Origin of the sequence: Oscillibacter sp. ER4, from assembly GCF_000765235.1 — a bacterium.
Lineage (GTDB): Bacteria > Bacillota > Clostridia > Oscillospirales > Oscillospiraceae > Hominicoprocola > Hominicoprocola fusiformis.
The window spans coordinates 37,046-62,644 of sequence record NZ_JPJG01000066.1 but is presented as its reverse complement, the minus strand read 5'-3'; the positions used below and the strand labels follow the sequence as shown (position 1 = coordinate 62,644).

Annotated in this window: 22 protein-coding genes, 1 tRNA gene and 1 pseudogene; 14 read left to right on the top strand and 10 right to left on the bottom strand. The window is 60.0% G+C overall.

Going from position 1 to position 25,599, the window contains the following annotated elements:
• Window positions 1-69: 69 nt before the first annotated feature.
• The gene (locus NI20_RS0110945) at window positions 70-636 is read right to left on the bottom strand and encodes a TetR/AcrR family transcriptional regulator (protein ID WP_033121439.1); all 567 of its coding nucleotides are present in this window, start codon (window positions 634-636) and stop codon (window positions 70-72) included.
• 276 nt (window positions 637-912) lie between these two features.
• Between NI20_RS0110945 and metK the strand changes: the two genes are divergently transcribed.
• The 5 genes and pseudogenes from metK to NI20_RS0110925 all read left to right on the top strand — a co-directional run bounded on the left by metK (window position 913) and on the right by NI20_RS0110925 (window position 6,106).
• Complete coding sequence (gene metK, locus NI20_RS0110940) at window positions 913-2,067, top strand: methionine adenosyltransferase (protein WP_033121438.1); 1,155 nt, start codon at window positions 913-915, stop codon at window positions 2,065-2,067.
• Window positions 2,068-2,097: 30 nt separating this feature from the next.
• Complete coding sequence (locus tag NI20_RS0110935) at window positions 2,098-3,120, top strand: lysylphosphatidylglycerol synthase domain-containing protein (RefSeq protein WP_052084606.1); 1,023 nt, start codon at window positions 2,098-2,100, stop codon at window positions 3,118-3,120.
• 557 nt (window positions 3,121-3,677) lie between these two features.
• A complete protein-coding gene (locus NI20_RS15175; protein ID WP_156108628.1) occupies window positions 3,678-4,025 on the top strand; it encodes a hypothetical protein in 348 nt (115 codons plus the stop codon).
• Window positions 4,019-4,375: pseudogene (gene tnpB, locus NI20_RS15745) on the top strand (IS66 family insertion sequence element accessory protein TnpB). Before NI20_RS15175 ends, tnpB begins: the two are co-directional and overlap by 7 nt.
• An 84-nt stretch (window positions 4,376-4,459) precedes the next feature.
• Window positions 4,460-6,106 (top strand): IS66 family transposase, encoded by a 1,647-nt coding sequence (locus NI20_RS0110925; RefSeq protein WP_242842986.1) that lies wholly within the window; start codon window positions 4,460-4,462, stop codon window positions 6,104-6,106.
• Window positions 6,107-6,336: 230 nt separating this feature from the next.
• Here the strand turns inward: NI20_RS0110925 and NI20_RS0110920 are convergent, their stop codons facing one another.
• Together NI20_RS0110920 and NI20_RS0110915 are read right to left on the bottom strand one after the other, a co-directional pair.
• Window positions 6,337-7,614 carry a 1-acyl-sn-glycerol-3-phosphate acyltransferase gene (locus tag NI20_RS0110920; RefSeq protein ID WP_033121436.1) on the bottom strand — a complete coding sequence of 426 codons (1,278 nt, stop codon included), beginning with the start codon at window positions 7,612-7,614 and terminating at the stop codon, window positions 6,337-6,339.
• Window positions 7,604-8,431: a mechanosensitive ion channel family protein gene (locus tag NI20_RS0110915; RefSeq protein WP_033121435.1), complete on the bottom strand. Its 828-nt coding sequence runs from the start codon at window positions 8,429-8,431 to the stop codon at window positions 7,604-7,606. The genes NI20_RS0110920 and NI20_RS0110915 overlap by 11 nt, the downstream gene beginning before the upstream one ends.
• 158 nt (window positions 8,432-8,589) lie before the next feature.
• Between NI20_RS0110915 and NI20_RS0110910 the strand changes: the two genes are divergently transcribed.
• The 5 genes from NI20_RS0110910 (at window position 8,590) to NI20_RS0110890 (ending at window position 15,717) form a co-directional block, all read left to right on the top strand.
• The gene (locus tag NI20_RS0110910) at window positions 8,590-9,540 is read left to right on the top strand and encodes a dipeptidase (protein ID WP_033121434.1); all 951 of its coding nucleotides are present in this window, start codon (window positions 8,590-8,592) and stop codon (window positions 9,538-9,540) included.
• Between the two features lie 66 nt (window positions 9,541-9,606).
• Window positions 9,607-10,194, top strand: coding sequence for a TetR/AcrR family transcriptional regulator (locus NI20_RS0110905; RefSeq protein WP_033121433.1), 588 nt, complete (start codon window positions 9,607-9,609; stop codon window positions 10,192-10,194).
• 178 nt (window positions 10,195-10,372) lie between these two features.
• Complete coding sequence (locus NI20_RS0110900; RefSeq protein ID WP_033121432.1) at window positions 10,373-11,911, top strand: sodium/proline symporter; 1,539 nt, start codon at window positions 10,373-10,375, stop codon at window positions 11,909-11,911.
• A gap of 228 nt (window positions 11,912-12,139) precedes the next feature.
• Entirely contained in the window at window positions 12,140-13,975 is a 1,836-nt protein-coding gene (locus tag NI20_RS0110895) for an NAD(P)-binding protein (protein ID WP_033121431.1), read from the top strand.
• Complete coding sequence (locus NI20_RS0110890; RefSeq protein ID WP_033121430.1) at window positions 13,969-15,717, top strand: NADH-dependent [FeFe] hydrogenase, group A6; 1,749 nt, start codon at window positions 13,969-13,971, stop codon at window positions 15,715-15,717. Before NI20_RS0110895 ends, NI20_RS0110890 begins: the two co-directional genes overlap by 7 nt.
• 56 nt (window positions 15,718-15,773) lie before the next feature.
• Here the strand turns inward: NI20_RS0110890 and NI20_RS0110885 are convergent, their stop codons facing one another.
• From NI20_RS0110885 to NI20_RS0110875, 3 genes are all read right to left on the bottom strand, one after another.
• Complete coding sequence (locus NI20_RS0110885; RefSeq protein ID WP_033121429.1) at window positions 15,774-16,277, bottom strand: hypothetical protein; 504 nt, start codon at window positions 16,275-16,277, stop codon at window positions 15,774-15,776.
• Window positions 16,278-16,349: 72 nt separating this feature from the next.
• The gene (locus NI20_RS0110880; protein ID WP_033121428.1) at window positions 16,350-18,095 is read right to left on the bottom strand and encodes an NFACT family protein; all 1,746 of its coding nucleotides are present in this window, start codon (window positions 18,093-18,095) and stop codon (window positions 16,350-16,352) included.
• A complete protein-coding gene (locus NI20_RS0110875; RefSeq protein ID WP_033121427.1) occupies window positions 18,085-18,498 on the bottom strand; it encodes a Mini-ribonuclease 3 in 414 nt (137 codons plus the stop codon). The genes NI20_RS0110880 and NI20_RS0110875 overlap by 11 nt, the downstream gene beginning before the upstream one ends.
• Window positions 18,499-18,656: 158 nt before the next feature.
• Here NI20_RS0110875 and NI20_RS0110870 point away from each other — a divergent pair, with 158 nt between their 5' ends.
• The 4 genes from NI20_RS0110870 to NI20_RS0110855 all read left to right on the top strand — a co-directional run bounded on the left by NI20_RS0110870 (window position 18,657) and on the right by NI20_RS0110855 (window position 22,316).
• Complete coding sequence (locus NI20_RS0110870) at window positions 18,657-20,180, top strand: hypothetical protein (protein ID WP_033121426.1); 1,524 nt, start codon at window positions 18,657-18,659, stop codon at window positions 20,178-20,180.
• A 326-nt stretch (window positions 20,181-20,506) separates the two neighbouring features.
• Window positions 20,507-20,582: transfer RNA gene (locus tag NI20_RS0110865), tRNA-Ala, on the top strand.
• A 78-nt stretch (window positions 20,583-20,660) separates the two neighbouring features.
• Window positions 20,661-21,263, top strand: a complete 603-nt coding sequence (locus NI20_RS0110860) for a GDSL-type esterase/lipase family protein (protein ID WP_033121425.1) — start codon at window positions 20,661-20,663, stop codon at window positions 21,261-21,263.
• Between the two features lie 54 nt (window positions 21,264-21,317).
• A complete protein-coding gene (locus NI20_RS0110855) occupies window positions 21,318-22,316 on the top strand; it encodes a lipoate--protein ligase (protein ID WP_033121424.1) in 999 nt (332 codons plus the stop codon).
• A gap of 67 nt (window positions 22,317-22,383) precedes the next feature.
• On the opposite strand, the gene NI20_RS0110850 is transcribed toward NI20_RS0110855, so the two are convergent.
• The 4 genes from NI20_RS0110850 to NI20_RS0110835 all read right to left on the bottom strand — a co-directional run bounded on the left by NI20_RS0110850 (window position 22,384) and on the right by NI20_RS0110835 (window position 25,433).
• On the bottom strand, window positions 22,384-22,596 hold the full coding sequence (locus NI20_RS0110850; protein WP_033121423.1) for a hypothetical protein: 213 nt from the start codon (window positions 22,594-22,596) through the stop codon (window positions 22,384-22,386).
• Window positions 22,597-22,652: 56 nt separating this feature from the next.
• Window positions 22,653-23,780, bottom strand: a complete 1,128-nt coding sequence (ispE, locus tag NI20_RS0110845) for a 4-(cytidine 5'-diphospho)-2-C-methyl-D-erythritol kinase (RefSeq protein WP_242842985.1) — start codon at window positions 23,778-23,780, stop codon at window positions 22,653-22,655.
• Window positions 23,781-23,798: 18 nt separating this feature from the next.
• Complete coding sequence (locus NI20_RS0110840; RefSeq protein WP_033121422.1) at window positions 23,799-24,086, bottom strand: hypothetical protein; 288 nt, start codon at window positions 24,084-24,086, stop codon at window positions 23,799-23,801.
• Window positions 24,087-24,149: 63 nt separating this feature from the next.
• Window positions 24,150-25,433 carry a DUF1015 domain-containing protein gene (locus tag NI20_RS0110835; protein ID WP_033121421.1) on the bottom strand — a complete coding sequence of 428 codons (1,284 nt, stop codon included), beginning with the start codon at window positions 25,431-25,433 and terminating at the stop codon, window positions 24,150-24,152.
• Window positions 25,434-25,599: the final 166 nt, after the last annotated feature.

Genomic DNA, 25,599 nt, shown 5'->3' with positions numbered 1-25,599 from the left:
CCCGACGTGGACGAAAACAGCGGAATGGTCAAACCATCCCGCCGCTTTCCCATTTTTAATGCATATTATTTACTGTGCCGCGTGCGCACATCCGCGCTCGAGAGAGCGGCGGATGTTGCCGTCGAGCATTCCGCCGAGATCATCGATGAACGAATCCGGCTCGCCCTTCATGCCGCTGCCGATCCATTCAAGCGTCAGCCCTGCGAGCGCTGCCGTGTAGAAGCGCGCGAGCGCCATGATCTGGCTTTCGCTGACGTTCAGGCCCTCAGCCTCCTTGCGGACGTAAGAAAGCATTGTCGTCAGGATCGTTTTGTGGTAATATCTTGCCAGAATATCGCTGTGGGCGGAGTTGTGCAGGTGCAGGATCATGCGCTTGTTCTCCGCGGCGAAGGATGTGGCGGTCAAAAATGCCTTCTGCCACGATTCATAGCCCTCCACGCGCTCGGAGAGCTTTTCAATCTCCGACTCGAACACGTCCTCGGCCAGCGCGTAGATGTCAGTGTAGTAATAATAAAAAGTGTTCCGCGTGACCTCGCTTCTCTCTGCGATGTCGCGGACGGAGATCTTGTCAAAGGGACGCTCTGCCAGAAGCTCGATGAAGCTGCGGCGGATGGCGTTTTTGGTGCGCAGAGCCATGGGTAGGTTCCTCCCTTTCTCGATTCGATAATATTCATTATATCTGATATGGGAAGAACTTGCAAGTGACAAAATCGTGAACATTTAACGAAATCTTTACACTATACTCGCCGCTTCCTGTCGGAAACTTGGTCAGCGCGGCGGGAGTGTGAAAACTTTGTGCGCCTTGCGGACTTTGCCACTTTTCCCGCTTTCATATTCCCGCTATCATCAGACTGTCAAAAACTGAGACAGCGCTCTTTCCCCATGCGAACGAGCAGAAAGGAAGCGAAAGCGATGAAAACCTATTTCACCTCTGAGTCCGTCACGTGCGGACATCCCGATAAAGTCTGCGACCAGATCGCCGACGCGGTGCTCGATGACATCCTTGCCAACGATCCCGACGCACACGTCGCCTGCGAGGTGACGGCCTGCACCGGCGAAGTTCACCTGATGGGCGAGATCACCTCATCCTATGTGCCGGACTATGAAGCCATTGCGCGCAAGGTCATCGCCGAGATCGGCTATACCGTGCCCGTCGTCGGCTTTGACGCCGAAAACGTGCGCATCCGCGTCAGCATCCACACCCAGTCGCCGGACATCGCGCGCGGGGTTGACCGCGGCGCGCCGGAAGAAGCCGGCGCGGGCGATCAGGGTATGATGTTCGGCTACGCCTGCCGCGAGACCGATGCGCTGATGCCGCTGCCCATCACGCTTGCGAACCGCCTGACGAGAAGACTCGAACAGGTGCGGCGCGAAAAGCTGCTGCCCTATCTTCTGCCGGACGGCAAGGCGCAGGTCAGCGTCGAATACGAGGACGGCAAGCCCAAACGCATTTCCGCCGTCGTCGTCTCCGCGCAGCACAGCGCGGAGGTCGGCATCGACGCGCTGCGCGATGCGATCTTAGAACAGGTCATTTTCCCTGTGCTGCCGCCGGAACTGCTCGACGAGCACACAGAGTATTTCATCAACCCGACGGGACGATTTGTCGTTGGCGGGCCCGCGGGCGACAGCGGCCTTACCGGCCGCAAGATCATCGCCGACACCTATGGCGGCATGGCGCGCCACGGCGGCGGGGCGTTCTCGGGCAAGGACCCGAGCAAGGTCGACCGCACGGGCGCTTACATGGCGCGCTATCTCGCCAAGAACATTGTAGCCGCGGAGCTGGCCGACCGCTGCGAGATCGAGCTTGCCTATGCCATCGGCCTCGCCGACCCTGTGAGCGTGATGGTCGACACGTTTGGCACGGGGCGCGTGAGCGACGAAAAGATCGCGAGCTGGCTTATGGAGCATATCGACATGCGCCCAGGCAGCATCACGGCACGCTTTGAACTGCGCCGCCCGATCTATCGCCGCGTCTCCTGCGGCGGACACTTCGGCGAAAATGCCGTGGGTCTTCCGTGGGAGTGGACCGACATCGCCGAGGTGCTGCAAAAGGAAATTTTATCATAACATCATCTGCGAAGGCGGGGAGGAACAGCATTGAAAAGCAAACGGAGCAGAACCTATCTCGTCAGCGGTCTCACGCTGGCGCTGATCTTTGTTGCCATCATCCTTGTTTTCCGCGACGTGATGCCCGATATCGTCAAGGACCTGAGTACTGTGCCGTTCTGGGGTGTGCTGCTCCTGCTCGCACTCGGCTTTGCCTACGAGGCGATGGAATCCGTGCTGTGCCTCGTCATCATCCACCACAAAAAGCCGGACTGCACGTTTATTGACGCGCTGCGCGTGACATTCCTCGGCGTGTTCGGCAATATCGCGACGCTGGGTGCGGGCACGCTGCCGATGCAAAGCTTTTACCTTTACAGGCGAGGTCTGGACGCGGGCAGCGGTCTTGGCATCATGGCGAGCGAATACGTGCTGCACAAGATATCCGTGCTGATCTACGCGACGGTCGCGTTGCTGCTCGGCAGCGACTGGCTGGAGCAGAGCGCCAGCGGCCTTGCCCGCTATCTTCTGATCGGCTATGTCATCGGCGCGCTCATCGTGATCGCGCTCACGCTGCTCTACACCTGGGATAAGGTGCTGAAGTTAGTGCTGATGCTGCTCGGCAAGCTCCCGCACACGCCGAAGTGGGACGAACGCCGCGAAAAGTGGGCGAATAGTCTCACCGAGCTCAACCGCGAGGCGAAAAAGGTGCTGCTCGTTCCGTCAATCCGCGTCAAAGGTATCGCCGTGAGGCTTGTGAAGCTCTTCGTGCTCTATTCCATCCCCTATGCCGCGCTGCGGCTCGTGGGCTGCACGGCGCTTAACTTCGCGCAGGCGCAGATGCTTGCCTCGCTGATGCTGCTCATCACAAGCGCGCTGCCGAACGTCGCAGGCGTGGGCCCGATGGAGTTTGCATTTTTGCTGCTCTTCGCCCCGTGGGCGGACACGGCAATCGCCTCGTCGGCGCTGGTACTTTATCGCGTGGCGACGTATTTCTTCCCGTTCCTTCTGAGCGTGATCGTGTTTCTCCGCGAGGAGAAGAAGTCGCTCAAGGGCTTTGATGGGCAAAGCGCTTGAAAATTATGACGGCCTGAGGCCGTCGGGGGCTTCCCTGCGCCGCGCAGGGAAGCGAGTCAAAGGGGCCATTCTCTTTCGCAAAAGAGAATGGCCCCTTTGGAACCCCAAGAGAAAGGCTTTGCTTGGCAGTCTCGGGTTTGAACTACTTTGATGCCTCCGGAATGCAACTGCCTGCGCGCGGCGAAGCCGCGTTTAGCATTGCTATACGATTTGCCTCTGCTCCTATCATCCGCTGCCGCTCTGCCCATCTTGTAGAAGTGTGCAGTAATTTCCGTCTATCGAGACACTACTCAATGAGGCGAGCGTTAGCAATGCCACATTCCGTACGCAGTCTGCCGCCAGCCTAACGTCACTCGCGCCTCACGATAGTAAGGCGCGGTTGCAAAACGGAAACGAATCGCAGGGATTCATGGCGAAGCCATGTATACCGCACCTGATTGCGTAGCACGTGCAGCTCTTCGTAACCGTAAAAGCAAGCAGCGGCTGGACAGGCATGAGACAATAGTAGCGGAACGTTGCGAAACGTTCCGCTACTATTGTATTGTGGGGGTGTCAGGGTGACAAGCGCAGAGTTGAAACACCGTGCGAAGCTGCAGGAGTGGTCGGCGCGGATACAGGATTGCCGCAGCAGTGGTCTGCCGGTGCGGGCGTGGTGCAAACAAGAAGGAATCAACGCATCCACCTATTACCGCTGGGAACGGGAGCTGTTAACTGCTGCCAACCAATCGCCGTGCTCCGGTGTGCCGGCCGTGACCTTTGCGGAGCTGCCGGAACCGAAGAAAATGTCTTGCAACGTTTCGGAACGTTGCGCCACACTGCATATTGGGAAGGCCAGTCTGAACATTTACCCCGGTTGTGACGCGGAACAGCTGAGACTGCTGGTGGAGCTTCTGCGCCTATGCTGAACGATTTCACCGGTGCAGATCAAGTCTATATCGCCTGCGGCTACACGGATCTGCGCAAGGGCATAGATGGTCTGGCGCGGCTCGTCCAGCAGCAGTTTGAACTGGATCCATTTACCAACACACTGTTCCTGTTTTGCGGACGGCGGTGAGACCGTATCAAGGGCTTGTACTGGGAAAAAGATGGCTTCATCCTGCTGTACAAGCGACTGGAGCAGGGCGCGTACCAATGGCCGCGCTCAGAATCTGAGGTGAAGACTTTAACGCCGCAGCAGTACCGCTGGCTCATGGAGGGGTTGCAGATCGAACAGCCGAAAGCCCACCGTCCGGTGACAGGATTGAGCGCAGTCTGAGCAAGGAAGAATGTCCAAAAACCATTGAAAATACTGGCTTTTCTCTCTGCCTTGTGGTATAATTTCCTCATGGAAAACAGAGAAATGCGGACAAGTAACACGGAAGAAATGGTGACCATTTCCCGTGCGGAATATGAGCGTTTGCAGCAGGAAAAAGCACGGAATGCAAAGCTGGAAGCAAAGCTTGCTGCCCGTGAACAGGAACAGGCGCAGGTCATCACCAGCCTGACGCTGCAAAATGAGTGGCTGCTGGAGCAGCTGAAGCTGTCCAAAAAGAAGTTGTTTGGCCGTTCTTCAGAGCAGGCGGCTCAGCTGGTCATGGACCAGCTGAGCCTGACCATGAACGAGGTGGGGGCTTACATCTTCGGCATGAATTCCGCTGGGAAAGCTCCCGTCGCTGTGAAGGCGCACGAGTGCAAACGGCAGTCCGGCAATGTGCTGGATGTCGTTCCGGAGGGTACTCCCACCGAGGTGGTGGAGCACCGCCTGCCGGAGAACGAACTGACTTGTTCTGCCTGTGGCAGCCAGATGGTTGAGATCGGCAAAGAGGTTCGCAGAACACTGCAGATGAAGCCGGCAGAGTTCTGGGTGCGCGAGGACGTGTACTACACCTACGCCTGCAAGAATTGTGAGCAAGAGACCGGTGAAGCCAACATTGTGAAGGCGGCGAAAGAACCTGCGCTGCTGCCTGGCAGCTTTGCCTCTGCGGAGGCAGTGGCTTATCTGGCAACGCAAAAATTCGTCATGTACTCGCCGCTGTACCGGTTGCAGCAGGAGTTTGAGCGTCAGGGTCTGAAGCTGTCCCGGCAGACCATGGCCAACTGGCTGCTGAACACTTCGGAGAAGTGGCTGCGGCCGGTCTACGATACGCTGCGCGAGCAGCTTTGTAAGGAGCCGGTGCTGCACGCCGACGAGACGACCTTGCAGGTGCTGAAAGAATCGGGACGCATGGCCACCAGCAAGTCCTATATGTGGCTGTACCGGACCAGTGGCTGTGCGAAACAGGCGGTTGTGCTGTATGAGTACCAGCCCACCCGAAAAGCGGAGCACGCGGAGGCCTTCCTGCAAGGCTTCTCGGGCTGGCTGCACGCGGATGGATACCAGGGCTACCACAAACTTCCTGAGAATATCCGGGTGGTTGGGTGCTGGGCCCACGCGCGGCGAAAATTTGATGAGGCTCTGCAAACGCTGCCCAAGGAGATGCAAAAGGACTCGCCGGCAGCGATTGGCGAATGCTATTGCTCCCGGCTTTTCAATCTGGAGCAGGCGTTTGCAGAGCTGACGCCGGAGGAACGATATGAAAAGCGGCTGGAACAGGAGAAACCTGTTTTAGACGCGTTGTTGTCATGGGCAAATGATATGCAGGCGAGGGCTGCGCCGAAATCCGCGTTGGGCAGGGCCATCCACTATCTGCTGGAGCAGTGGCCATACCTGACAAGGTATCTGGAGGATGGCCGTCTGGAGCTGAGCAACAACCGTGCCGAGCGCAGCATTAAGCCCTTTGTGATGGGCAGGAAGAACTGGTTGTTTGCCAATACGCCGGGCGGCGCACAGGCCAGCAGCGTGATCTACAGCCTGAATGAAACGGCGAAGGAGAATGGCCTTGATCCGTACCGTTATCTGCTGTGGGTTCTGCGAAACGCGCCGCAACTGAGCGAAACTGATGAAGCATGGGCTGAAAAGCTGCTTCCCGCAAATGCCCCGAAAGAATGCTATATGACTCATAAATAAAAGACCGCCATCTCGGTGAGCAAAAGCTGAGATGGCGCCCTTTTTACGCGGCTTCGTTTTACGCTTACAGCTCTTCAACCTACAGACTGCCAATGTGCGGGGTCAAGGGGCAAGGCCCCTTGCGTTCTCTTGGGGGATCTAAAGGGGGCCATTCTCTCACGTGAGAGAATGGCCCCCTTTAACGCACCCCCTGCACGGTGCAGGGACAAAAGCAGCGCTGCCGCGCTGCATCACCCCCGCGCCTTAGCGGCGCGCTTTAATTTATAGAGCTCTTCGGCAGCCAGCCGCGTCTTGGCGACCACATCCCCGCCGCCTTGCGGAAAGCAGTAATACAACGCTTTGTGGTCGCCGATGCACAGCATATCGCCGATCTCGTACCAGAAATAGTCGGCGTACAGGCTGTACGAGGCCTCAGGCTTTTGGAAATAGTCCAGTTTCCCGCCGCAGCCGGTCAGGTGGAAGCCGTTTTCATCGTGGTGCAGCCGGCCTTCGCCCACGCGGCAGATCTCGCGCATGTTGACCATCATGCAGATCTGCACGGGAATATCAAGCTGATATGCGCCGCTTTCCAGCTCCTCGCGCACGCACTGCCGCTCCCAGGTGTACCAGTCCGGCACGTGGGTGAACGCGGCCTCGCCGTTCAAACATTCCAGCGTACCAATCTCTGTCAAGCGGTATTCCTTGTTACAGCTTCGGCAAATGAGAGATGTGCCCTTGCCCTCCATTTTCCCCTCGGCGAGGCAGTGCGGGCACTTGTAGAGCACGCGGTTGAGTCCGTCGGCGCGGAACGGCTCGCTGACGGAGACGCCGTTTTCCTCCTGCCAGCGGAAATTGTCGAAGCGGAAGGCGGAAAAGATGCGCTCATTGATCTCGGCGACGTTCCTTTCTGCAACGTCGCTGGACGAGAGCAGGCACTGCATCTGCGCTGAGACCTTCGCGCGCCGCTTTTGCAGCCCGTTGTAGAGCGGGTCACGCGCGAACGCGCCGTAGGTGCGGATCATCACGACCGGCACATTCAGTGCCTTGACGCACTTGCCGATGCTCTCCGGCAGCGGTGTGGCCGTGCCGTCGAAGCTGTAGCTCGCCTCGGGGTAGAGCAGCACAGACGTTTTGAGCGTCCGCACGCAGTAGAGCATATCGCGCACGAGCGTCGTGTCCGAGCAGAACTTGCGCGTGGGGATGCAGCCGACGCTGCGCATCAGCCACTCCTTGCCGACAAAGCCGTCCGACGTGCAGACGATGTTGAACGGGCGCGGGTACAGCACCGCCTCCGCGATTTTGAGGTCGAGAAAGCACGAGTGGTTCATCAGGACAAGGCAGGGCTCATCGCTTTTGATCTGCGCCATGCCGATCTTCTCGCAGTGGAAATGCGTCGCCAGAAGGTCGGGCGCGGAGGCTGCGCGCAGGACCGTCCGGAACAGGAGCGACGGCTTTTTCGGCTTTTTGTGCACCTGCGGCGGCTGGGCAAGCGCCTGTTCATATGTCATATCGACGACTTTAATTTTCATTCTGTTTCTCCGGCACGACGTGGACGTTCAGATGATCGTAGGACATCTCCACGTTGTGCTTTGCAAAGGTGTTGCGCAGGCGCTCGTACATCTTAAAATAAGTGTCCCAGTAGGCGTCTGCCGCCGTCCAGCAGCGGATGGTGTATTCGATGGAGCTGGCACCGTAATTCGAGAGATACACCGTCGGCGTGGGTTCTTTCAGCACGGCGGGGAAGGCGAGAACGGCGTCCATGCAGGCCTGCTTCACCTCGTCCGTCGGCGCGTCGTAGGATGCTGTGACCTTGTAGACGATGCGGCGGCGGCCCAGGACGGTGAAGTTGATGATCTTCGAGCTGGACATTTCGCGGTTGGGCTGGAGCACGATCTGTCCGTCCGGCGTTTCGATCTTCGTGTGCGTCAGTGAAATTTCACGCACCGTGCCGGTCGTGCCGCCGACTTCGATCTCGTCGCCGAGCGAGAACGGATGCGAGAAGAGAATGACGAGCCCGCCGGCGACGTTGCCGAGAATGTCCTCGGCGGCCAGCGTGACGCCCAACGTCAGCACCGACATGATGGCGGTGAGCGACGAGGTGTTGATGCCGAGCGCCTCGGCTGTGATGATGATGGTAAGCAGATACAGAAGCGTTTTGAGGCTTGTGAGGATGACCTTTTGCAGCCGCTCGTTCAGGCGGTTCGCGCGCGAGAGCAGCCGCGAACAGAGCTTGAGCACGAGCCGCACGACAATCAGGCAGATGAGGAACGTCAGCAGCGCGGAAAGGATGCTGCCGATGCTGTAGCCACCGATCGAGCGGGAGATGATCTGGGAAATATTGTCCATGGCGTTTCGCCCCTTTCGATGCCCAGTATATCAGTGTTGCCGCGCCTTTGTAAAGAGCACGCTAAGATTCCTCAGAATTCCTTAAACTTTGCCGGTTGAGAAACGGGCGGAAAGAGCGTATAATGCAGCGTGATCTTTTTTGAAAAGGAAGTGCCCGCATGCGCCCTTACGCCCTCATCGACCTCCACTGCGACACGTTGACCGACTGCATGTACGCAGGATCGAACATCATCGACACACTCGACGATCCCGCGCGCACGCTGTCGCTCACAAGTATTCCGAAGGACATCCACTGGGCGCAGTTTTTCGCCGTGTTCGTGCCCGATGAGCTGCGCGGGGAGAAGGCCATCCGCTTTTTTGATGCCGCCTGCGCGAATTTCGACCGCCAGATGCGAAAATTCGCAGATCGTGTGTCGCCCTGCCGCAATGTTGCCGATATGGAGCGCGCGTGGGCGGCGGGGAAGACCGCGGCCTTTCTGAGCGTGGAAAATGGCAGCGCGTTTGCTGGCGACCTGTCGCGCATCGGGAAGACGAAGCGTCAGGGCGTCTGCGCCGTGACGCTGACGTGGAATGGGGAAAACGAGCTCGGCTCGGGCAATGTGACGGACCGCGGCCTGACGGACTTTGGCCGCGCCGCCGTGCGCGAAATGGAGCGCTGCGGCATTTTGATCGACATCTCGCACCTGAACGACGCGGGGCTCGCGGACGTGTTCGAGACGGCGGAAAGGCCGTTTCTCGCCACGCACTCCAACGCCCGCGCAATTTGCGCGCACAAGCGCAACCTGACGGATGTGCAGATCAAGGAGATGGTGCGTCGCGGCTGCCTGATCGGCCTCAACTACTACGGGCCATTCCTGCGCGACGGGGGAGCGGTCAGGAGCTTAGACGACGTCTATCGCCATGTGGCGCACTTTTTCGACCTCGGCGCGCGCAAAAACCTCGCCCTCGGCTCGGACTTCGACGGCGCGGTGCTGCCGCCGTGCCTTGATTCGCCGGAGAAGGCGGCGGATTTTTACGAGTATCTGCTTTCGCGCGGCGTATCGCAGCAGGACGCAGACGGCATTTTCTTTGAAAATGCTCGCACATTCCTGCGGAAAAACCTTGGGTGAGCGCAAAACGCTTGGCAGCGGGCAACGCACTGTGATACAATCAATAAAAACAGGGGAGGGGAGCACATGGCAAAAAAATCGAGCCGCAACACCAAGGCGCGCATCGTCTCGGCGGCGTGGAAGCTCTTTTACGAGCAGGGCTATGAGGAGACGACGGTGGAGGAGATCATCTTCGAGTCGGAGACGTCGAAGGGCTCGTTCTACCACTATTTTGACGGCAAGGACGCACTGCTCTCGTCCCTCTCAGTGCTGTTTGACGAGCGGTATGAGGAGCTGATGCAGCAGCCCCACGACGAGATGGACTGCATCGAGCTCTTATGCTGGCTCAATCAGGAGTTGTTCACGACGATCGAGAACACGGTCTCCATCGAGCTTCTGGCGCGGCTTTTTTCCTCCCAGCTCGTGACCAAGGGAGAAAAGCACCTGCTCGACCGCAAACGCACGTACTATCGTCTTTTGCGCCAAATCGTCTCTCAGGGGCAGGAGCGCGGGGAACTGACCGACACGCGTACCGTGAGCGAGATCGTCAAGGCCTACGCGATGTTCGAGCGCGGGCTGATGTATGACTGGTGCCTTTCGGGCGGGGAATATGCGCTTGTGCAGTATGCGCGGCAGATGATGCCGCTATTTTTAGACGGCTTTCGCAAAAAATAAAACTTGTTTCAAAAACAGTCTACTAAATCGTCTTGCAGAAAATGTAGTAAAATCAATCAAAAAATCAGAATTTTGCAGTGCCGTACAGGAATTATTCTGTACGGCATTCTGTATTTACGTCTACTTTCTTTTGTGCTATATTGTGCTCGTCTTAACGAAAACTAAAGGAGAAAATCACATGACAAGCGCACAGATCATTATTGTAGTGACCATCGTTCTCTATCTCGCCGCGATGGTATTCGTCGGCGTGTATTTTGGCAAAAAGTGCAGCGGCAGCAGCTCGGACGATTTCTACCTCGGCGGCCGCAAGATGGGCCCCATCGTCACGGCCATGAGCGCCGAGGCGAGCGATATGAGCAGCTATCTTTTGATGGGTCTGCCTGGCCTTGCCTACCTCTGCGGACTGCCGGAGGTGACGTGGACGGCCATCGGTCTGGCCATCGGCACGTATCTCAACTGGCTGATCGTCGCGCGCCGCCTGCGCCGGTATTCGGCCAAACTCGGCGCCATCACGATCCCCGACTTTTTCGCCCGCCGCTATGGCGATAAGAAGCATCTGCTCTCCTGCATCGCGGCGGTCGTGATCCTCATTTTCTTTATTCCCTACACGGCGTCCGGCTTCAAGGCCATCGGCACGCTCTTCAATAGCCTTTTTGGCGTGGAGTACCACACGGCGATGATCGTCGGCGGCATTGTGGTCGTGCTGTACACGGTGATGGGCGGCTTCATGGCCGTTTCGTTCACCGACCTGATCCAGTCTATCTTCATGACGATCGCGCTCATCGTCATTGTGTGCTTCGGCGTGCAGCAGGCGGGCGGACTGGACACGGTCATCGACAACGCCAGCGCGCTGCCGGGCTATCTCAACATGACGCAGGGCTACGACGCCGCGACCGGCACGGCCTCGACGTACAGCGCTCTGAGCATCGTCTCCACGCTCGCATGGGGCCTCGGCTACTTTGGCATGCCGCACATCCTGCTGCGCTTTATGGCCATCCGCGAGGAAAAGGAGCTCAACCAGTCCCGCCGCATCGCGACGATCTGGGTTGTCATCTCAATGTTCATCGCCGTGTGCATCGGCGTCATCGGCTACAGCGTGTCCGCCGCGGGCAAGGTGCCTTTCCTGACGACGAGCGCGGAGTCTGAGACCATTATCATCAAGCTTGCAGATCTGATGAGCCGCCACGGTGTGCTGCTCGCCGTCATGGCGGGCATCATCCTCTCGGGCATTCTGGCCGCAACGATGTCGACCGCGGACTCGCAGCTCTTGGCCGCGGCGTCCAGCGTGTCGCAGGATCTCATGCAGCACTCGTTCGGCATGAAGATGAATCAGCGCACGACGATGCTCGCCGCGCGCACCACGGTCATCTGCATCGCCATCATCGGCATGGTGCTTGCCTGGGACCCCAACAGCTCCGTGTTCCGTGTCGTTTCGTTCGCGTGGGCGGGCTTTGGCGCGGCGTTCGGCCCCGTGATGCTCTTCTCGCTCTTCTGGAAGCGCGCGAACAAACAGGGTGCGCTCGCGGGCATGATCACTGGCGGCGCGGTGGTCTTCATCTGGAAGTATCTCATCGCGCCGATGGGCGGCGCGTGGGCCATCTACGAGCTGCTTCCCGCGTTCCTTGCGGCGTGCATTGCGATCGTGATCGTATCGCTCGCGACGCCCGCGCCGGAGAAGGCCGTCACCGATACCTTTGACGAGATCTGTGGCAAATAAAAGGGAAGAACAGGCGAGGGCTGCGGCCCTCGCTTTTCTTTGTTAGCCAAATGGAGTGAAATGGAAAAATATGACAAAAAATCCGCATTGACTATTGAAAATGGAATGACTAACGTTTATTATAGATAACATCTATTTATGGATGCTGACATCAGGCGGCGGGATACGTGCATTTGTCCTGCCGGCCGATACTACACTGATGGCAAGCAGTGAAAGGAGAAAACAGCAGTGTCAAGACTCGATATTATGACGCCCTCCCATGCCCAGACCGTCATCGACGGGCTGTACCGCGATGTGGAGCGGCGTATCGCCGCAAGCCCTCCGGGACTGTGTCCGGTGGACCTGGCCAAGAGCTTTCTGGACCTCTGCCATGCGCAGACGTGCGGCAAGTGCGTTCCCTGCCGTATCGGCCTCGGCCAGCTCTCTGAGCTGATGGAGCAGGTGCTCGAGGGCGAAGCCACGATGGAGACCATCTCGATCATCGAGCGCGTGGCGCGCGTGATCGTCAACAGCGCCGACTGCGCCATTGGCCGCGATGCGGCGCGCCTGGTGCTTGACGGCGTGCAGGGCTTCCGCGACGACTATGAAGAGCACATCCTGCGCCACCGCTGCCTTGGCGGCATGCGCGAGCCCGTTCCCTGCGTGGCACTGTGCCCTGCGGGCGTGGATATCCCGGGCTACCTCGTGCTCATCAAGTACGGCCGCTACGCCGACGCCGTGCGCCTGATCCGCAAGGATAACCCATTCCCCTCGGCCTGCGCGTACATCTGCGAGCATCCGTGCGAGGCGCGCTGCCGAAGAAACATGATCGACGACGCGGTCAACATCCGCGGCCTCAAGCGCTACGCGGTGGATAACGCGGGCTACGTGCCGCAGCCTGACTGTGCCGAGCCCACAGGCAAGAAGGTCGCCGTCATCGGCGGCGGCCCGAGTGGCCTTTCCGCGGCGTATTACTTAGCCCTGATGGGCCACAAGGTCACCGTGTATGAAAAGCGCGCGAAGCTCGGCGGCATGCTGCGCTACGGCATCCCCAACTACCGCCTGCCGCGCGAAGTGCTCGACGCGGAGATCGCGTCGATGCTGGCGCTTGGCATCGATGTGCATGTCAACGTCAATGTCGGCGACGATGTGACGTTCGACGAGCTGCGCCAGCAGAACGACGCGCTCTACATCGCGCTCGGCGCGCACACGGATAAAAAGACCGGCATCGAGGGCGAGGACGCCGAGGGCGTCATCTCCGCGGTCGAGATGCTGCGCGAGATCGGCGACGATTACATGCCGGACTTCCGCAACAAGGACATCGTCGTCATCGGCGGCGGCAACGTCGCGATGGATGTCTGCCGCAGCGCGGTTCGTCTCGGCGCGCGCAAAGTGAGCTGCGTCTACCGCCGCCGCCAGGAGGACATGACGGCCCTTCCCGAGGAAGTGGAGGGCGCCGTTGCCGAGGGCGTGGAGCTCGTGACGCTTCAGGCACCTGTCCGCATCGAGACCGATGCGAACGGTCACGCCGTCGCGCTGTGGACACAGCCGCAGATCATCGGCGAGATGGATAAAAAGGGCCGCCCCGCGCCCGAAAAGGCCAAGCGCAGCGAAAAGCGCATCGCGGCGGACGTTGTCGTTGTCGCCATCGGTCAGGGCGTGGAGACCCACGGCTTTGAGCAGACGAAGATCGCCATCAAGCGCGGCGCGTTCGTCGCCGAGGCCAGCGGCCAGATCGACAATATGGACGGCGTCTTCGCCGGCGGCGACTGCGTCACCGGCCCTGCGACCGTCATCCGCGCCATCGCGGCCGGCAAGGTCGCCGCGGCGAATATCGACGAATACCTCGGCTTCCACCACGAGATCGACCCCGGCGTCGAGATCCCCACGGCGCGGCTGAACAACAAGCCGCCCCACGGCCGTATCGACACCACCGAGCGCGAGGCAGGCGAACGCAAGCACGACTTCAAGTGCATCGAGTGCGGCCTCACCGATGAAGAGGCGTACTCCGAGGCGTCGCGCTGCCTGCGCTGCGACCACTTCGGCTACGGCATCTTCCGCGGAGGGAGGAAAGGCAAATGGTAAGAAACATTACACTGACCATCGACCACAAGAGCGTCACCGTGCCCGAGAATACCACGATCTTGGAGGCCGCGCGCTCGGTCAATATCAATATCCCGACGCTGTGCTACTTAAAGGACATCAACGAGATCGGCGCGTGCCGCATCTGCTGCGTGGAGGTCGAGGGCATGGAGCGCCTTGTCCCCGCGTGCGACAATGTGGTGGCGGACGGCATGGTCGTCTTCACGAACAGCGCCAAGGCACGCGAGGCGCGCCGCATAAACCTGCGCCTCATCCTCTCACACCACGATACGTCATGCACGAACTGCACGCGAAGCGGCAACTGCACCTTGCAGCAGCTGGCGAACGACTTCAACATGCGCGGCACGCACTTCCCCAAAAAGCTGCGTCATGAGGCGGTGGATTATTCCACGCCGCTCATTCGCGAAAACGACAAGTGCGTGCAGTGCCTGCGCTGCATCCAGGTGTGCGAAAACGTGCAGAGCGTGAAGATCTGGGACCTTCTCGGCACGGGCTCGCGCACGGTCGTGGACGCGTCGTACAACCGCCGCATTCAGGACACCGAGTGCACCTACTGCGGCCAGTGCATCACCCACTGCCCGACGGCGGCGCTGCGCGAGCGCGACGACACGGGTCTCGTCTTCGACGCGATCGACGATCCGAATACCGTCACCGTGGCACAGGTCGCGCCCGCGGTGCGCGCGGCGTGGGCCGAGCAGTTCGGGCTCGACAGCGAGTTCGCAACGCCCAAGCGCATGGTCGCGGCGCTGCGCGAGCTGGGCTTCAACTATGTGTTCGACACCGACTTTGCCGCCGACCTCACGATCATGGAGGAAGGCAGCGAGTTTATCGAGCGCTTCACCCACAAGGACCAGTATCAGTGGCCGATGTTCACGTCCTGCTGCCCGGGCTGGGTTCGCTTTGTGAAGTCCCAGTACCCCGAACTGACGGACAATCTCTCCACGGCCAAGTCGCCCCAGCAGATGTTCGGTGCGGTGGCGAAGAGCTACTTTGCCGAAAAGGTCGGCATCGACCCCAAGCGCCTTTTCGTCGTCTCGATCATGCCGTGCGTGTCGAAAAAGAGCGAATGCGCGCTGCCGACGATGAAAAACGACGCGGGCGACCCCGATGTCGACGTGAGCATCACGACGCGCGAGCTGAACATTATGATGCGCGCGAATCACATTGAACCCAAGTACCTGCCCGAGGAGGAGTTCGACAGCCCGCTCGGCTCCGCGACCGGCGCGGCGGTCGTCTTCGGCACGACCGGCGGCGTGATGGACGCGGCGCTGCGTTCGGCGTACTTCCTCATCACGGGCAAGAATCCTGACCCTGACGCTTTCACCGCCGTGCGCGGCATGGACGGGTGGAAGGAGGCGACGTTCAACATCCCCGGCGCGGGCGACGTGCGCGTCGCGGTCGTGAGCTCGCTCGGGAAAGCCCGCAAGCTCATTGAGGCTGTCAAGCGCGGCGACGCAGCGTATGACTTTGTCGAGGTCATGGCCTGTCCCGGCGGCTGCGCGGGCGGCGGCGGCCAGCCCATCCACGACGGTACCGAGCTTGCCGAGGAGCGCGGCAACGTGCTCTGGCGGCTCGATCAGGGTGAGCTTCTGCGCTTCTCACACGAGAATCCGGATGTCAAGGCGCTCTACAAGGACTACCTCGGCGCGCCGCTTGGCGAAAAGTCGCACCACCTGCTGCACACCGACCACAACGCGTGGCAGATGCCGCAGAAAATGCTGTAAGGACGCAAAAAAACTCCGTATGAGATTTCTCATACGGAGTTTTTTATTGCTGAATTTTATCGGGTGTACGCGCCGTACTCGCTGATGATGGCGCAGAGTTGACTGAACGCCTGCTGCGCGTCGCCGTCGATCTTGTAGGCGACGGCGGGGTGGGCGTCATCGTAGATGAAGCCCTCGTCCCAGTTGAGGTATAGGTCGTGCTTCTGTCCGTCTTCGGGGATCCACCAGACGGTGACATAGTTCTCGTTCTGCGTGAAGCGGGAGAGAAGCGACGTGGGCAAACGATAATAGCGCTGCACCGAAATTTCGGACATGGCGCTGCGCAGAGCTGCGGCGGCCTCACTGTCATCCTCTACTCGGCAGTCGCCGGTGTCGAACGTGCCGTAGCCGTCCGGCGTGGGAACAATGGTCGAAATGCAGAAGAGTCCGTCGACGCGGGCGGCCTCAGGTGCGGGGATCAGCTCGCCGAGCGGCTGCGCACGGCGCGGCAGCAAAAAGATAGCCACGACGAGCAGCATCGCGGCGACGGCGATGAGCACGGTTTTTCTCTTTTTATCCATGGGGTTCTCCTTTCCAACATCAAACTTGCTTTTGTCGTCCAACAGGGGAGAGGGGAATCGCTTTTCGATAGTTTACCTGAGAAAGAGCTTTTTGACAAGCCCTTCTTCGGGCGTGACATAGAGTGTGCGGTAATTGTCGTAGGTCACCATGCCGGGGCGTGCGCCCGCGGGCTTTTTGACGAACTTCACGGGGCAGTAGTCGACGGGGACGCTGCTGCTCTCCTTCGCCTGCGAGAAGTAGGATGCGAGCATTGCGGCCTCGCGCAGATCATCGTCGCTCGGCGTGAGTCCCGCGCAGCGCAGGATGACGTGCGAGCCGTGAATGTGCTGGGTGTGGAACCAGTAGTCGCGCTTGTCGGCCTTTTTCGTCAGCTGATCGTTCTGCACGTTGCTGCGGCCGACGAGGACCTCGAGCCCGCTCGACGTTTTGAATGTGCGCGGGGCGAAGGCGCGCTTGAGCTCCTTTTTGCCGCTCGACTTTCGGATATAGTTCGTCTCCTGCAATTCGCGGCGGATCTCATTGAATTCCTGCTCAGTCTCCGCCTGCGCAAGCTCCTGCAGGACGCTTTCCAAGTACGCGCGTTCGTTTTCCGCCTTTTCGATCTGCTCGCGCAGGTGGGATTCGGCGGTCTTGAGCTTGTTGTACTGCTTGTAGTTTTTCGCGGCGTTCTGCTGGGGGGAGAGCAGCGGGTCGAGCGGGATGTCGATGGTCGGGCAGTCGTCCTCATAGTAGTTTTCCGCATGCAAGACTTTTTCTCCGCTCTTCATGCGGTACAGGTTTGCGGTGATGAGGTCGCCGCGAAGGCGGAATTCGTCGCGCTTCTGCGTCGCGGCGTAGTCGCGCTTCAGATTTTCAGCCTTGCGCGCCATGCGGTCGCGCGCGACCGTGACCGCGTGCGTCAGCTCGCGGCCGCGGCGGGCGGAGAGCTCCTGCCGCTCACGCGCGTCGTAGAACTCGTCGAGCATTTGCGAGAAGCTCTCACGCGTCTCGACCTGCGTTTCCGCGCTGTACTGCGCGATGGAACGGTAGGTGAAATCCACGGGCTTGCCGTCGCGGTAGAGGATGACGGGCATATAGTTATCTTCCTTTACAGCGTTGGCTGTATCGGAAAATTCCTGCACCAGCGCCCCGCGCTGCGCATCGTTCAGCGCGCCGAAGCGCACGTCGGTCTCGTGTCCCGCGCGGAAAGCGAATTCACGCGCGATCAGCGGCGAAATGCCGGTGTAATGGTCGAGCACCCACTTGTCGACAGGCTGCTCCGCGTCGCCGCCGCGCTGCGCGAGGGCGAGGGAGTCCTCCTCCTGCGATAAAAGCGACAGCTTGTCGAGCGGCGTTGGCAGGTGGTAGAAAAGGCCGGGCAGCAGTTGGCGCGTGGCGGAAAGGTCTGCATCCACGCGGCGCAGACATTCGACGATGCGCCCCTGCGCGTCGAGCAAAATGAGGTTCGAGCGCCGGCCCATGCATTCGAGCACGAGCTGCTTTTGGCTGATCTCGCCGAATTCGTCCGTGCACTGGAGCGTTAAAATCACCATGCGTTCAAGGTCCGGCTGCTCGATGGACAGCACGCGCGCGCCGACTAAGTGCTTGCGCAGCAGCATGCAGAACATCGGCGGCTGGGCAGGGTTGTTGCGCAGGATGTTTGTGAGCTGGATGCGCGGCTGGTTCGCGCCCGCGTTAAGCAGCAGCCGCAGATTGCCGCGCAGCAGCAGAACGATCTGGTCGCGCGCGGGCTGCTGCACCTTGTCGATGCGCGCGCCGATGAGCTGAGGTCTCAGCTCGTGTAAAACTGCCCGCAGGCAGATCGCGTCAAGTGGCATTGTCGTCCTCCATCATCCGGTTGAAAAGCTCGTTGATGCGCGCGTGATCGTCGCGCAGATACAGCCAGCCGAACAGCGCCTCGAGGCCTGTGGCCTTCTGATAGTCCGCACGGTCGGCGTGGTGGGGGATGGAATGGACATTCGCGTTGCGCCCGCGGCGGAACACAGAGGCCTCGTCCTCCGTCAAAAGGGGTAAGAGCTTTTCGGCAAAGCGCGCCTGCTGCGGCGCGCAGACGAGCTCGACCGTCGCGCGGTGCAGCCCCTTGCCCGTCGCCTTGCCGTGCACGCACAGATACGTGCGCACAAGCAGCTCGTACACCGCGTCGCCCAAGTGGGCGAGGCCGATGGAGCTGATGGCGCGGATGGCGTCGTCGTTCATTTTGGCTTGCGTATAATCGTACATAAAGACTCCTGAAGTTCGAAAGTACACATATTCTATAACCTTGTCGGAATTCTGTCAATCGGCGCGCGCCGCCGCGCGCGAAAAGCCGTTGCGCTTTTGCAAAAATCCGCTATAATGGCAGAAAAGACAAGACCTTTGAGATCGGAGAAGAGAAGCCTATGAAAAAACTGACCACCGCGCTGCTCACGGCGCTTTTGCTGCTGAACCTTGCCGCCTGCGGCGAAAAGGAGCCGGACGACACCCCGTCCGGCTACGACAATTCGCTCATTTCCGAGCTTTACAGCGAGGAGGGCGAGTACACGGACGCCGAGAACAACACGCTCGCATACAGCTACCATGTGCCAAGAATCGTGTCGGAAACGGCGGTCGCCGCCGCGCTGAACGACGAGATCGCCGATCAATTCGGCGCGCTCGTGCAGGAGCAGAAGAACATGATGGCCTCCCGCGTTTCGCTCACATGCATTTCCGTCACGTGGACAAGCTACTGGAACGACAGCCTGCTCTGCCTCGTGGTGCGTGCGGAGATGGACGGCGACACAAGCATGACGGAGACGTACAGCTACGACTTTTTCGGCGGCAAGCGGCTGATGAGCGAGGATCTGCTGGCGCGCTGCGAGCTTTCAACGCAGGACTTCATCACGGCGGCGCGCCGCACCGCGGCAAATTACTTTGACGAGATGTACCGCGACGCGCTCAGCGGCAGCATGGGCGGCGCGGACTTCATCGCGTCCTACGCCGAGCGCCGCGCGTGGACACTCTCGGACGAGAACATCAACGCGGAAATGCGGCTCTATCTCGACAGCGGCGCGCTGCACATGATCGTGCCCATCGGCTCGTTCGCCGGGGCGGAGAGCTACGACGCTGACCTTGCGCTCGACCTCTCCGCGCGCGAGACGGTCGAGAAGACGGCGCAGGACAGCTTTGTCAAGGCCGCGCTCTCGGGCGGCGATTTGACCGTCAGCTTTGAAAAGACGGCGGACTCCGCGTGGTACGCGGAGAATTTCCGCTTTGACTACGAGACCGTCTACCCGGTGGAGGGTTTGTATTCCGACTACACGGATGTGTTCGTCGGCTCGGTGGGGCAGGGGTACTTCCCGTACATCTTCCTGCTGACGAGCGAGGGGGCGGTGGAGTATGTGAACCTGCTCGAGGGCCTGACGGCGGGCTTCCTCTGCGACGGCGGGCCGCTCGGCGGCGTGAAGGACATCGTTTCGTTCGAGTCCGGCGAGGTCGAGGAGGACTATGGCACGTATCAGACGGTGTTCGCCGTCGACGCATCAGGGGAGAAACACGATCTCTCCGGTGCGGTCAGCGACGCGGACTACACGATCCCGTCGGAATTTCTCGGCGAGTGGACGGCGACCGTGACGCACGACACGGCTGAGCAGGGCAGCTACGACAGCGACTACATCCTGACGCTGACCGATGGCGGCGGCCTCACGGTGCAGGACATCAACAGCGAGGTTGGGATTTACTTTGAGTACACCGGCCAGCTCAACTACCTTGGCACGAACGGCGAGGGCATGGTCTTCGGCTACCACTTGAACGAGAATGCAGGCACGGTGCGCTACGGCGCGTTCACGCTGCTGCGCGGCAGCGACGGCCTGCACGTCAAATCCGTCGCAGGCGAAAACTTCTTCGACGCGCCGAGCGGACGCTACACAGTGTTTGCGAGAGGGTAAAAAGAAAAGCAGGGCCTTTTTTGAGCGCGGAAGGGCCCTGCTTTTTTTGCGGCTTTGACGCGCTAAGCAAAATTAGAGGGGGTACCGCTTTGACCGCGCTCCTGATCCATGCGGTCACACCCCCTTGGCATCTGACGGGAGAAAGAGGCTTTGGCGGCATCCGGAGACCAAGGAGAAAGCCTCTCAAATCGGGGGAAATGCTCTAGTGAAAGGAGGACCTTTCAAAAAAGCAAAAATTTCTTCAAAAAAGTGTTGACAGGTTCTACTCTCTGTGCTATATTATCACTTGTTCCGAGCCGAACGGAATGGTAAAAGCAAAACGGCATGGGGGTATAGCTCAGCTGGGAGAGCGCTTGACTGGCAGTCAAGAGGTCAGCGGTTCGATCCCGCTTATCTCCACCAAGAAAAAGCCTTGAAAGTGTAAACTTTCAAGGCTTTTTTGCTTACCATCGATCCGAAAGAAACGCGGGTGGAAAGAACATGAAACTGATCTGCATCGGTGACAGCCTGACCTTTGGATACGGCGTGCATCTGTCTCAGCGGTGGACGCGGCTGTGCGCACAGGAGACGGGCTGGGAGCTTGTCAATGAGGGCATCAACGGCGACACGACCGGCGGCATGCTGGCGCGCATGCAGGGCGGGGTGCTTGCGGAGCTGCGCGAGGGCGGCCTTGGCGCCGACCGGCCCTATGTGCTGCTGATGGGCGGGAGAAACGATGTGTTCTACTCTGGCTCCGACGCTGCGGCGCGGGGAAATATGGGCGCGATGATCCACCAGCTCTTTTCCGTGGGCGTGCTGCCGATGGTTGGTATCCCGCTTCCGGCGGATGCACCGCATGCGCCGTGGGCGTGGGCGGCCGCGGTCGATTTTGAAGCGGCGGAGCGGACGATGAAAGGGTACTGCGCATGGCTCAAGCGGTACTGCACGGCGTTTGGCGTGCCGTATATCGACTTCTGCGCGGATTTTCTGTCGCCAGACGGATCGACCCGCTCGGAGCTGCTGCTCGACGGTCTGCACCCGACGCCGGAGGGACACCGCTTGATGGCGCGGCGGCTGAGCGCGCAGCTGAAAAGACAAGGATAACAGCCCTGAAAAAGGCTTGAAAATCAACGACCCTGATAGAAGGAGACCACGACCATGAAGCTATCATATCTGGACCTGATGACAACCGATCCAAGCTACAATCTGGCGATGGAGCAGTACGTGTTCGACTGCCTCCCGCGCGACCGCATGTATTTCATGCTCTGGCAGAATGACAACGCGATCATTGTCGGAAAGTATCAGAACACGATCGCTGAGATCAACGAAGAGGCCGTGCGCGAGCGCGGCATTCGCGTGGTGCGCAGACTTTCCGGCGGCGGTGCGGTCTATCACGACATGGGCAACCTGAACTTCACGTTCATTACAGATGTCGGCGAGAGCAATGCGCTGGACCTCAAGCTCTTCTGCGAACCGGTCGTGCGCACGCTGGCGACGCTCGGCGTGAAGGCGGAGGTCAACGGCCGCAACGACATCACGATCGACGGAAAGAAGTTTTCCGGCAACTCGCAGTACATCCGCCAGGGACGCGTGATGCACCACGGCACGATCATGTTCGATTCGGACCTCTCTGTCGCCAGCGAGGCGCTGCGCGTCGACCCGACAAAGATCCAGACCAAGGGCATCCGCTCGGTGCGCAGCCGCGTGACGAACGTTGCCGAGCATCTGCCGGAAAAGGTCACGCTGCCGGAATTCCGCCGCATCCTGCTGGAAAACATCCTGAAGGAGAATCCGGGCGAGGCCTACCCGCTGACGCAGGACGACCTTGCGGCGGTGGAAAAGCTGCGCGCGGAACGTTACGCCACATGGGATTGGAACTACGGTTTCTCTCCGGCGTGCACGATGCTGCGCCGCCGCCGCGTGGACGGCTGCGGCCTGACCGAGGCCTACATCACCGTGGAGCACGGAAAGATCGCGGCCCTGACATTCAAGGGCGACTTCTTCAGCGCCTCGGAACCGGACGAGCTGGCGGCGCACTTTGTTGGCTGCACGCCGTACCGCGCGGGCTATGAAAAGGCGCTCGGCGATGTGGACGTTTCGCGCTACTTCGCAGGCTTGCAGAAGGATGAGCTGATCGACATCCTGTGCGAGGGATAATAGAAAGGGGAGCCGGTGTAAAAAGTGCCGACTCCCTTTTCCTCGCTCAAATGGCAGGCATAGCATGTCATTTTCCGCCCATCAGCAGAGCCAGCAGCTCTGCAAGCTTCGACTTCACTACGGCATCACCGCTTGCGGCGCTCTGCGTCAGGATGCCGTCGCACAGCGGGGAGAACGCTGCGCTCCACCACTGGAGGGTATTAGTGCCGCGCGCGGCGCAGAAAAGCAGCATGACTACGAGGCCAACGGCAAGGGAAAGCTCCCATTTCGTCCATTTCATCGAAAAACCGCCCATCTCAAAGAATTTGCTTCGAGTATGGACGGCTTTTTCGCTTCTTAAACAAATTCCGTGCAAAAAGTTTGAATGCTGCTGCTTTGCAGCGCGTCACAGGCTGCGCGGCAGGAGGTCTCATCGGAAAAAAGACCGAACACCACGCTGCCTGAGCCGGTCATGGCTGCGGCTTTGGCACCGTGCAGCAGGAGAGTATGCTTGATTTTTTCGATGCAGTCCCTCTGCTCGCCCTCGAGCGCCTGCTCAAAGACGTTGCGCACGTTTGCACACAGCGTGTCCGCGTCGCCGTGCTCAATGGCGACGAGCATCGCGTCCGTATCAGGACGGTCGGTGATCGTTACACCGTCTACGCGCGCGAAGAGCGCGGGTGTGGAGATCGGGAAGTCCGGCTTGCAGACGGCGACGAAGAAGCGCGGCGCGGGCTTGAGGACGGTCAGCTTTTCGCCGCGGCCCTCGGCCAGCTGCGTGCCGCCGCGGATGCAGAAGGGAACATCACTGCCGACGCTTGCGCTGATCTGCTCGAGCCGCTCGTCCGTGAGCGCGGGGGAGACAAGATCGCGCAGTGCGCGCAGCACCGCCGCGGCGTCCGCGCTGCCGCCAGCCATACCGGCTTCGGACGGGATGCGCTTGGTGAGCGCGATGTCAATGCCGCCGCGGTAGTCCATGGCCTCGCAGAAGACCTTTGCCGACTTGACGGCGAGGTTGCGCTCATCGCAGGGAAGCGCCGCGCCGTCGACGCGGCAGGTGATGCCTTTGCCGTCTGTGAGCGTGACGGTCACATCGTCGTGGAGCGAAACGGTCTGCATGACCATCTGCATCTCGTGGTAGCCGTCATCGCGCTTGCCAAGAATGTCAAGCGTCAGGTTGAGCTTAGCATAGGCGGGGACAGTTATGCTGCGCACGGGCTCCTCGACCGGCGCATTCAGCGCCTTGCCGCAGTGGGGGCAGTAGGCACCGCCTTCACCTATGCGTCCGAGCGGTCTGCCGCAGTGCGGACAGCGGTAGTAAAGAACCCCAATCACGATGGCAAAGAGCATGATCGCGATACCGAGAATAACAAGCGGTACGCTGACGCTTGTGCCGACGCCGCTGAGCAGCGCGCCGGTAAGAAGCAGCGGTGTTTGGAGCTTTTGGACCCTGCGATAGTCCATCAGGGGCTTTTTGTCGTTCATCGCGGCCTCCTTGTGCGCTCAGTGCTTCTTTTTCTTGTGCTGGATCTTTTTCTTCTCCTCGGGCTCCGGCTCGTCGGCGATCCACGCGCCGCATTTCGGGCAGCGCTTGGGATTGCCGCGGCCGAGGTGCTCGCCGCACTTGGGGCAGCGGTAAAAGCGCCACCAGACGATGAGCGAAGCGCCCATCATCATGAGACCGACGAGCGCGGTGACGGTGTTTTGAAAGCCCCATGCGCCGACGAAGGAGACCACTGCGCCGCCCCAGAGCAATACGTCCTGCCAGATCCTGGCTGTTTTCAAATCCATAGAGAATCCTCCTGATGAGAAAAGCGCCGCAAGGCGGCGCTTTTCTGCAATGGTTACATTAGGTTAGCGGATCTTGCGTGCCTCGACGTAGTAGCGCTTGTCCTGCGCGTGACCCATGGAGAAGGTCTTGCGCGGCAGAACGCCGTCGGCCATGACGGTCTTGAAGAGCTGCTCCTTGCCCATCGCGGGAAGCAGGAAGCCCATGTTGCCCTCCTTGGAGCCAAGCTCGCGGGTGACCTCATCGCCGTGGATGTAGTCGACCTCGCCGCCGAACTGCTTGAGGTACTCGTCGATGAAGGTCTGCAGCGTGCCGACGGCGAGCTGGACCTTCGGGTCGGGGACGGTGACGAAATCGTCGTGGCCGTTCCAGCAGACCTCGATGACATGGCCCTCGCCCTTGCCCTCGTGGGCGTTGGGGTAGAACTTCTTGAACTCGTCCATGAACTTCTCATGGTCGACGCCGAAGAGCACGCGGTGGATGGGCTCGAACTGGAGCGCATCGTCGTGGTTGTTCACGACCTCGACAAGTGCGTAGCGGGAGGGCAGCGCGAGGTATTCCTCGGGAGTCTTGCCCTTCTTCTGCTCTTCATAGCAGGCCTTGGCGGTGGCGAGGGAGTGGTTGCCGTCGCCGACGGCGAACAGCAGGGGCGCGACGCCGGAGACGCCGTACTTGCTCTTCATCGCCTCGTCGGTCGTGAGGCCGGTCAGCGCGTCGGCGACTGCGTCGATCTGCGCAGCGGAGAGCTTGTAGCCCTTGATGTGGCCGCCGTTTTCCATCAGGTCGAAGTCATAGACGCTCTCCATCTTGTCGGCCGCGGCGGTCAGGGGCTCGATGACGGTCTTCTCGGGGTCGTCAATGAGCAGCATGACGTGGGGCAGCTCGATGGGGGCGTTGCGGCGCACGCGGGCGCGCGGGGGGATACGGTCGAGCACGGTGCCCTCAGTCGCGCGGATCAGCGCGCCGGAGCCGGGGGTGAAGTCGTACTGGTCGAGGTCGACCATACCAATGAGGCCGTGACGGATCTTACCGTCGCTCTGGCCGCGCTCGATGTAGATGAGGGAGTCCTTGAGCGTCTCGAAGATGCCCTCTTCGAGGTACTTGCTCATCGAGGCGTTGATGTCGGCGATGAACTCGTCGACGTTGGGGGCCTTCAGGTTGGCCTCGGGCAGGATGAGGCGCAGGGTGGAAGGCGCGTCGCCGACGGTCTTCTCCACGCGCTCCCAGTACTCGGGCTCAGAGGTGAACTGGTCGCATGCGACGACCGCCCACTTGCTCATATCGACATCCTTCTTGGGCAGCAGAATGTCGGAAGGATAAAAGCCAAGCTTGGAAAACTTTTCGTTCATGGTGATTCCTCCGTTATTTGTTTGATAAGCGGAACGCGGGGCGCTCCGCTGGTGCGATTGTAAAACAAATTATACAATAGCCCACGCGGAAAAAGCAATGGAGAAAGTGAAAAAATGTCCAAAAGCGCTTTATGGAAATGCCATGATAGAGCGCTTCGCGGCCCGC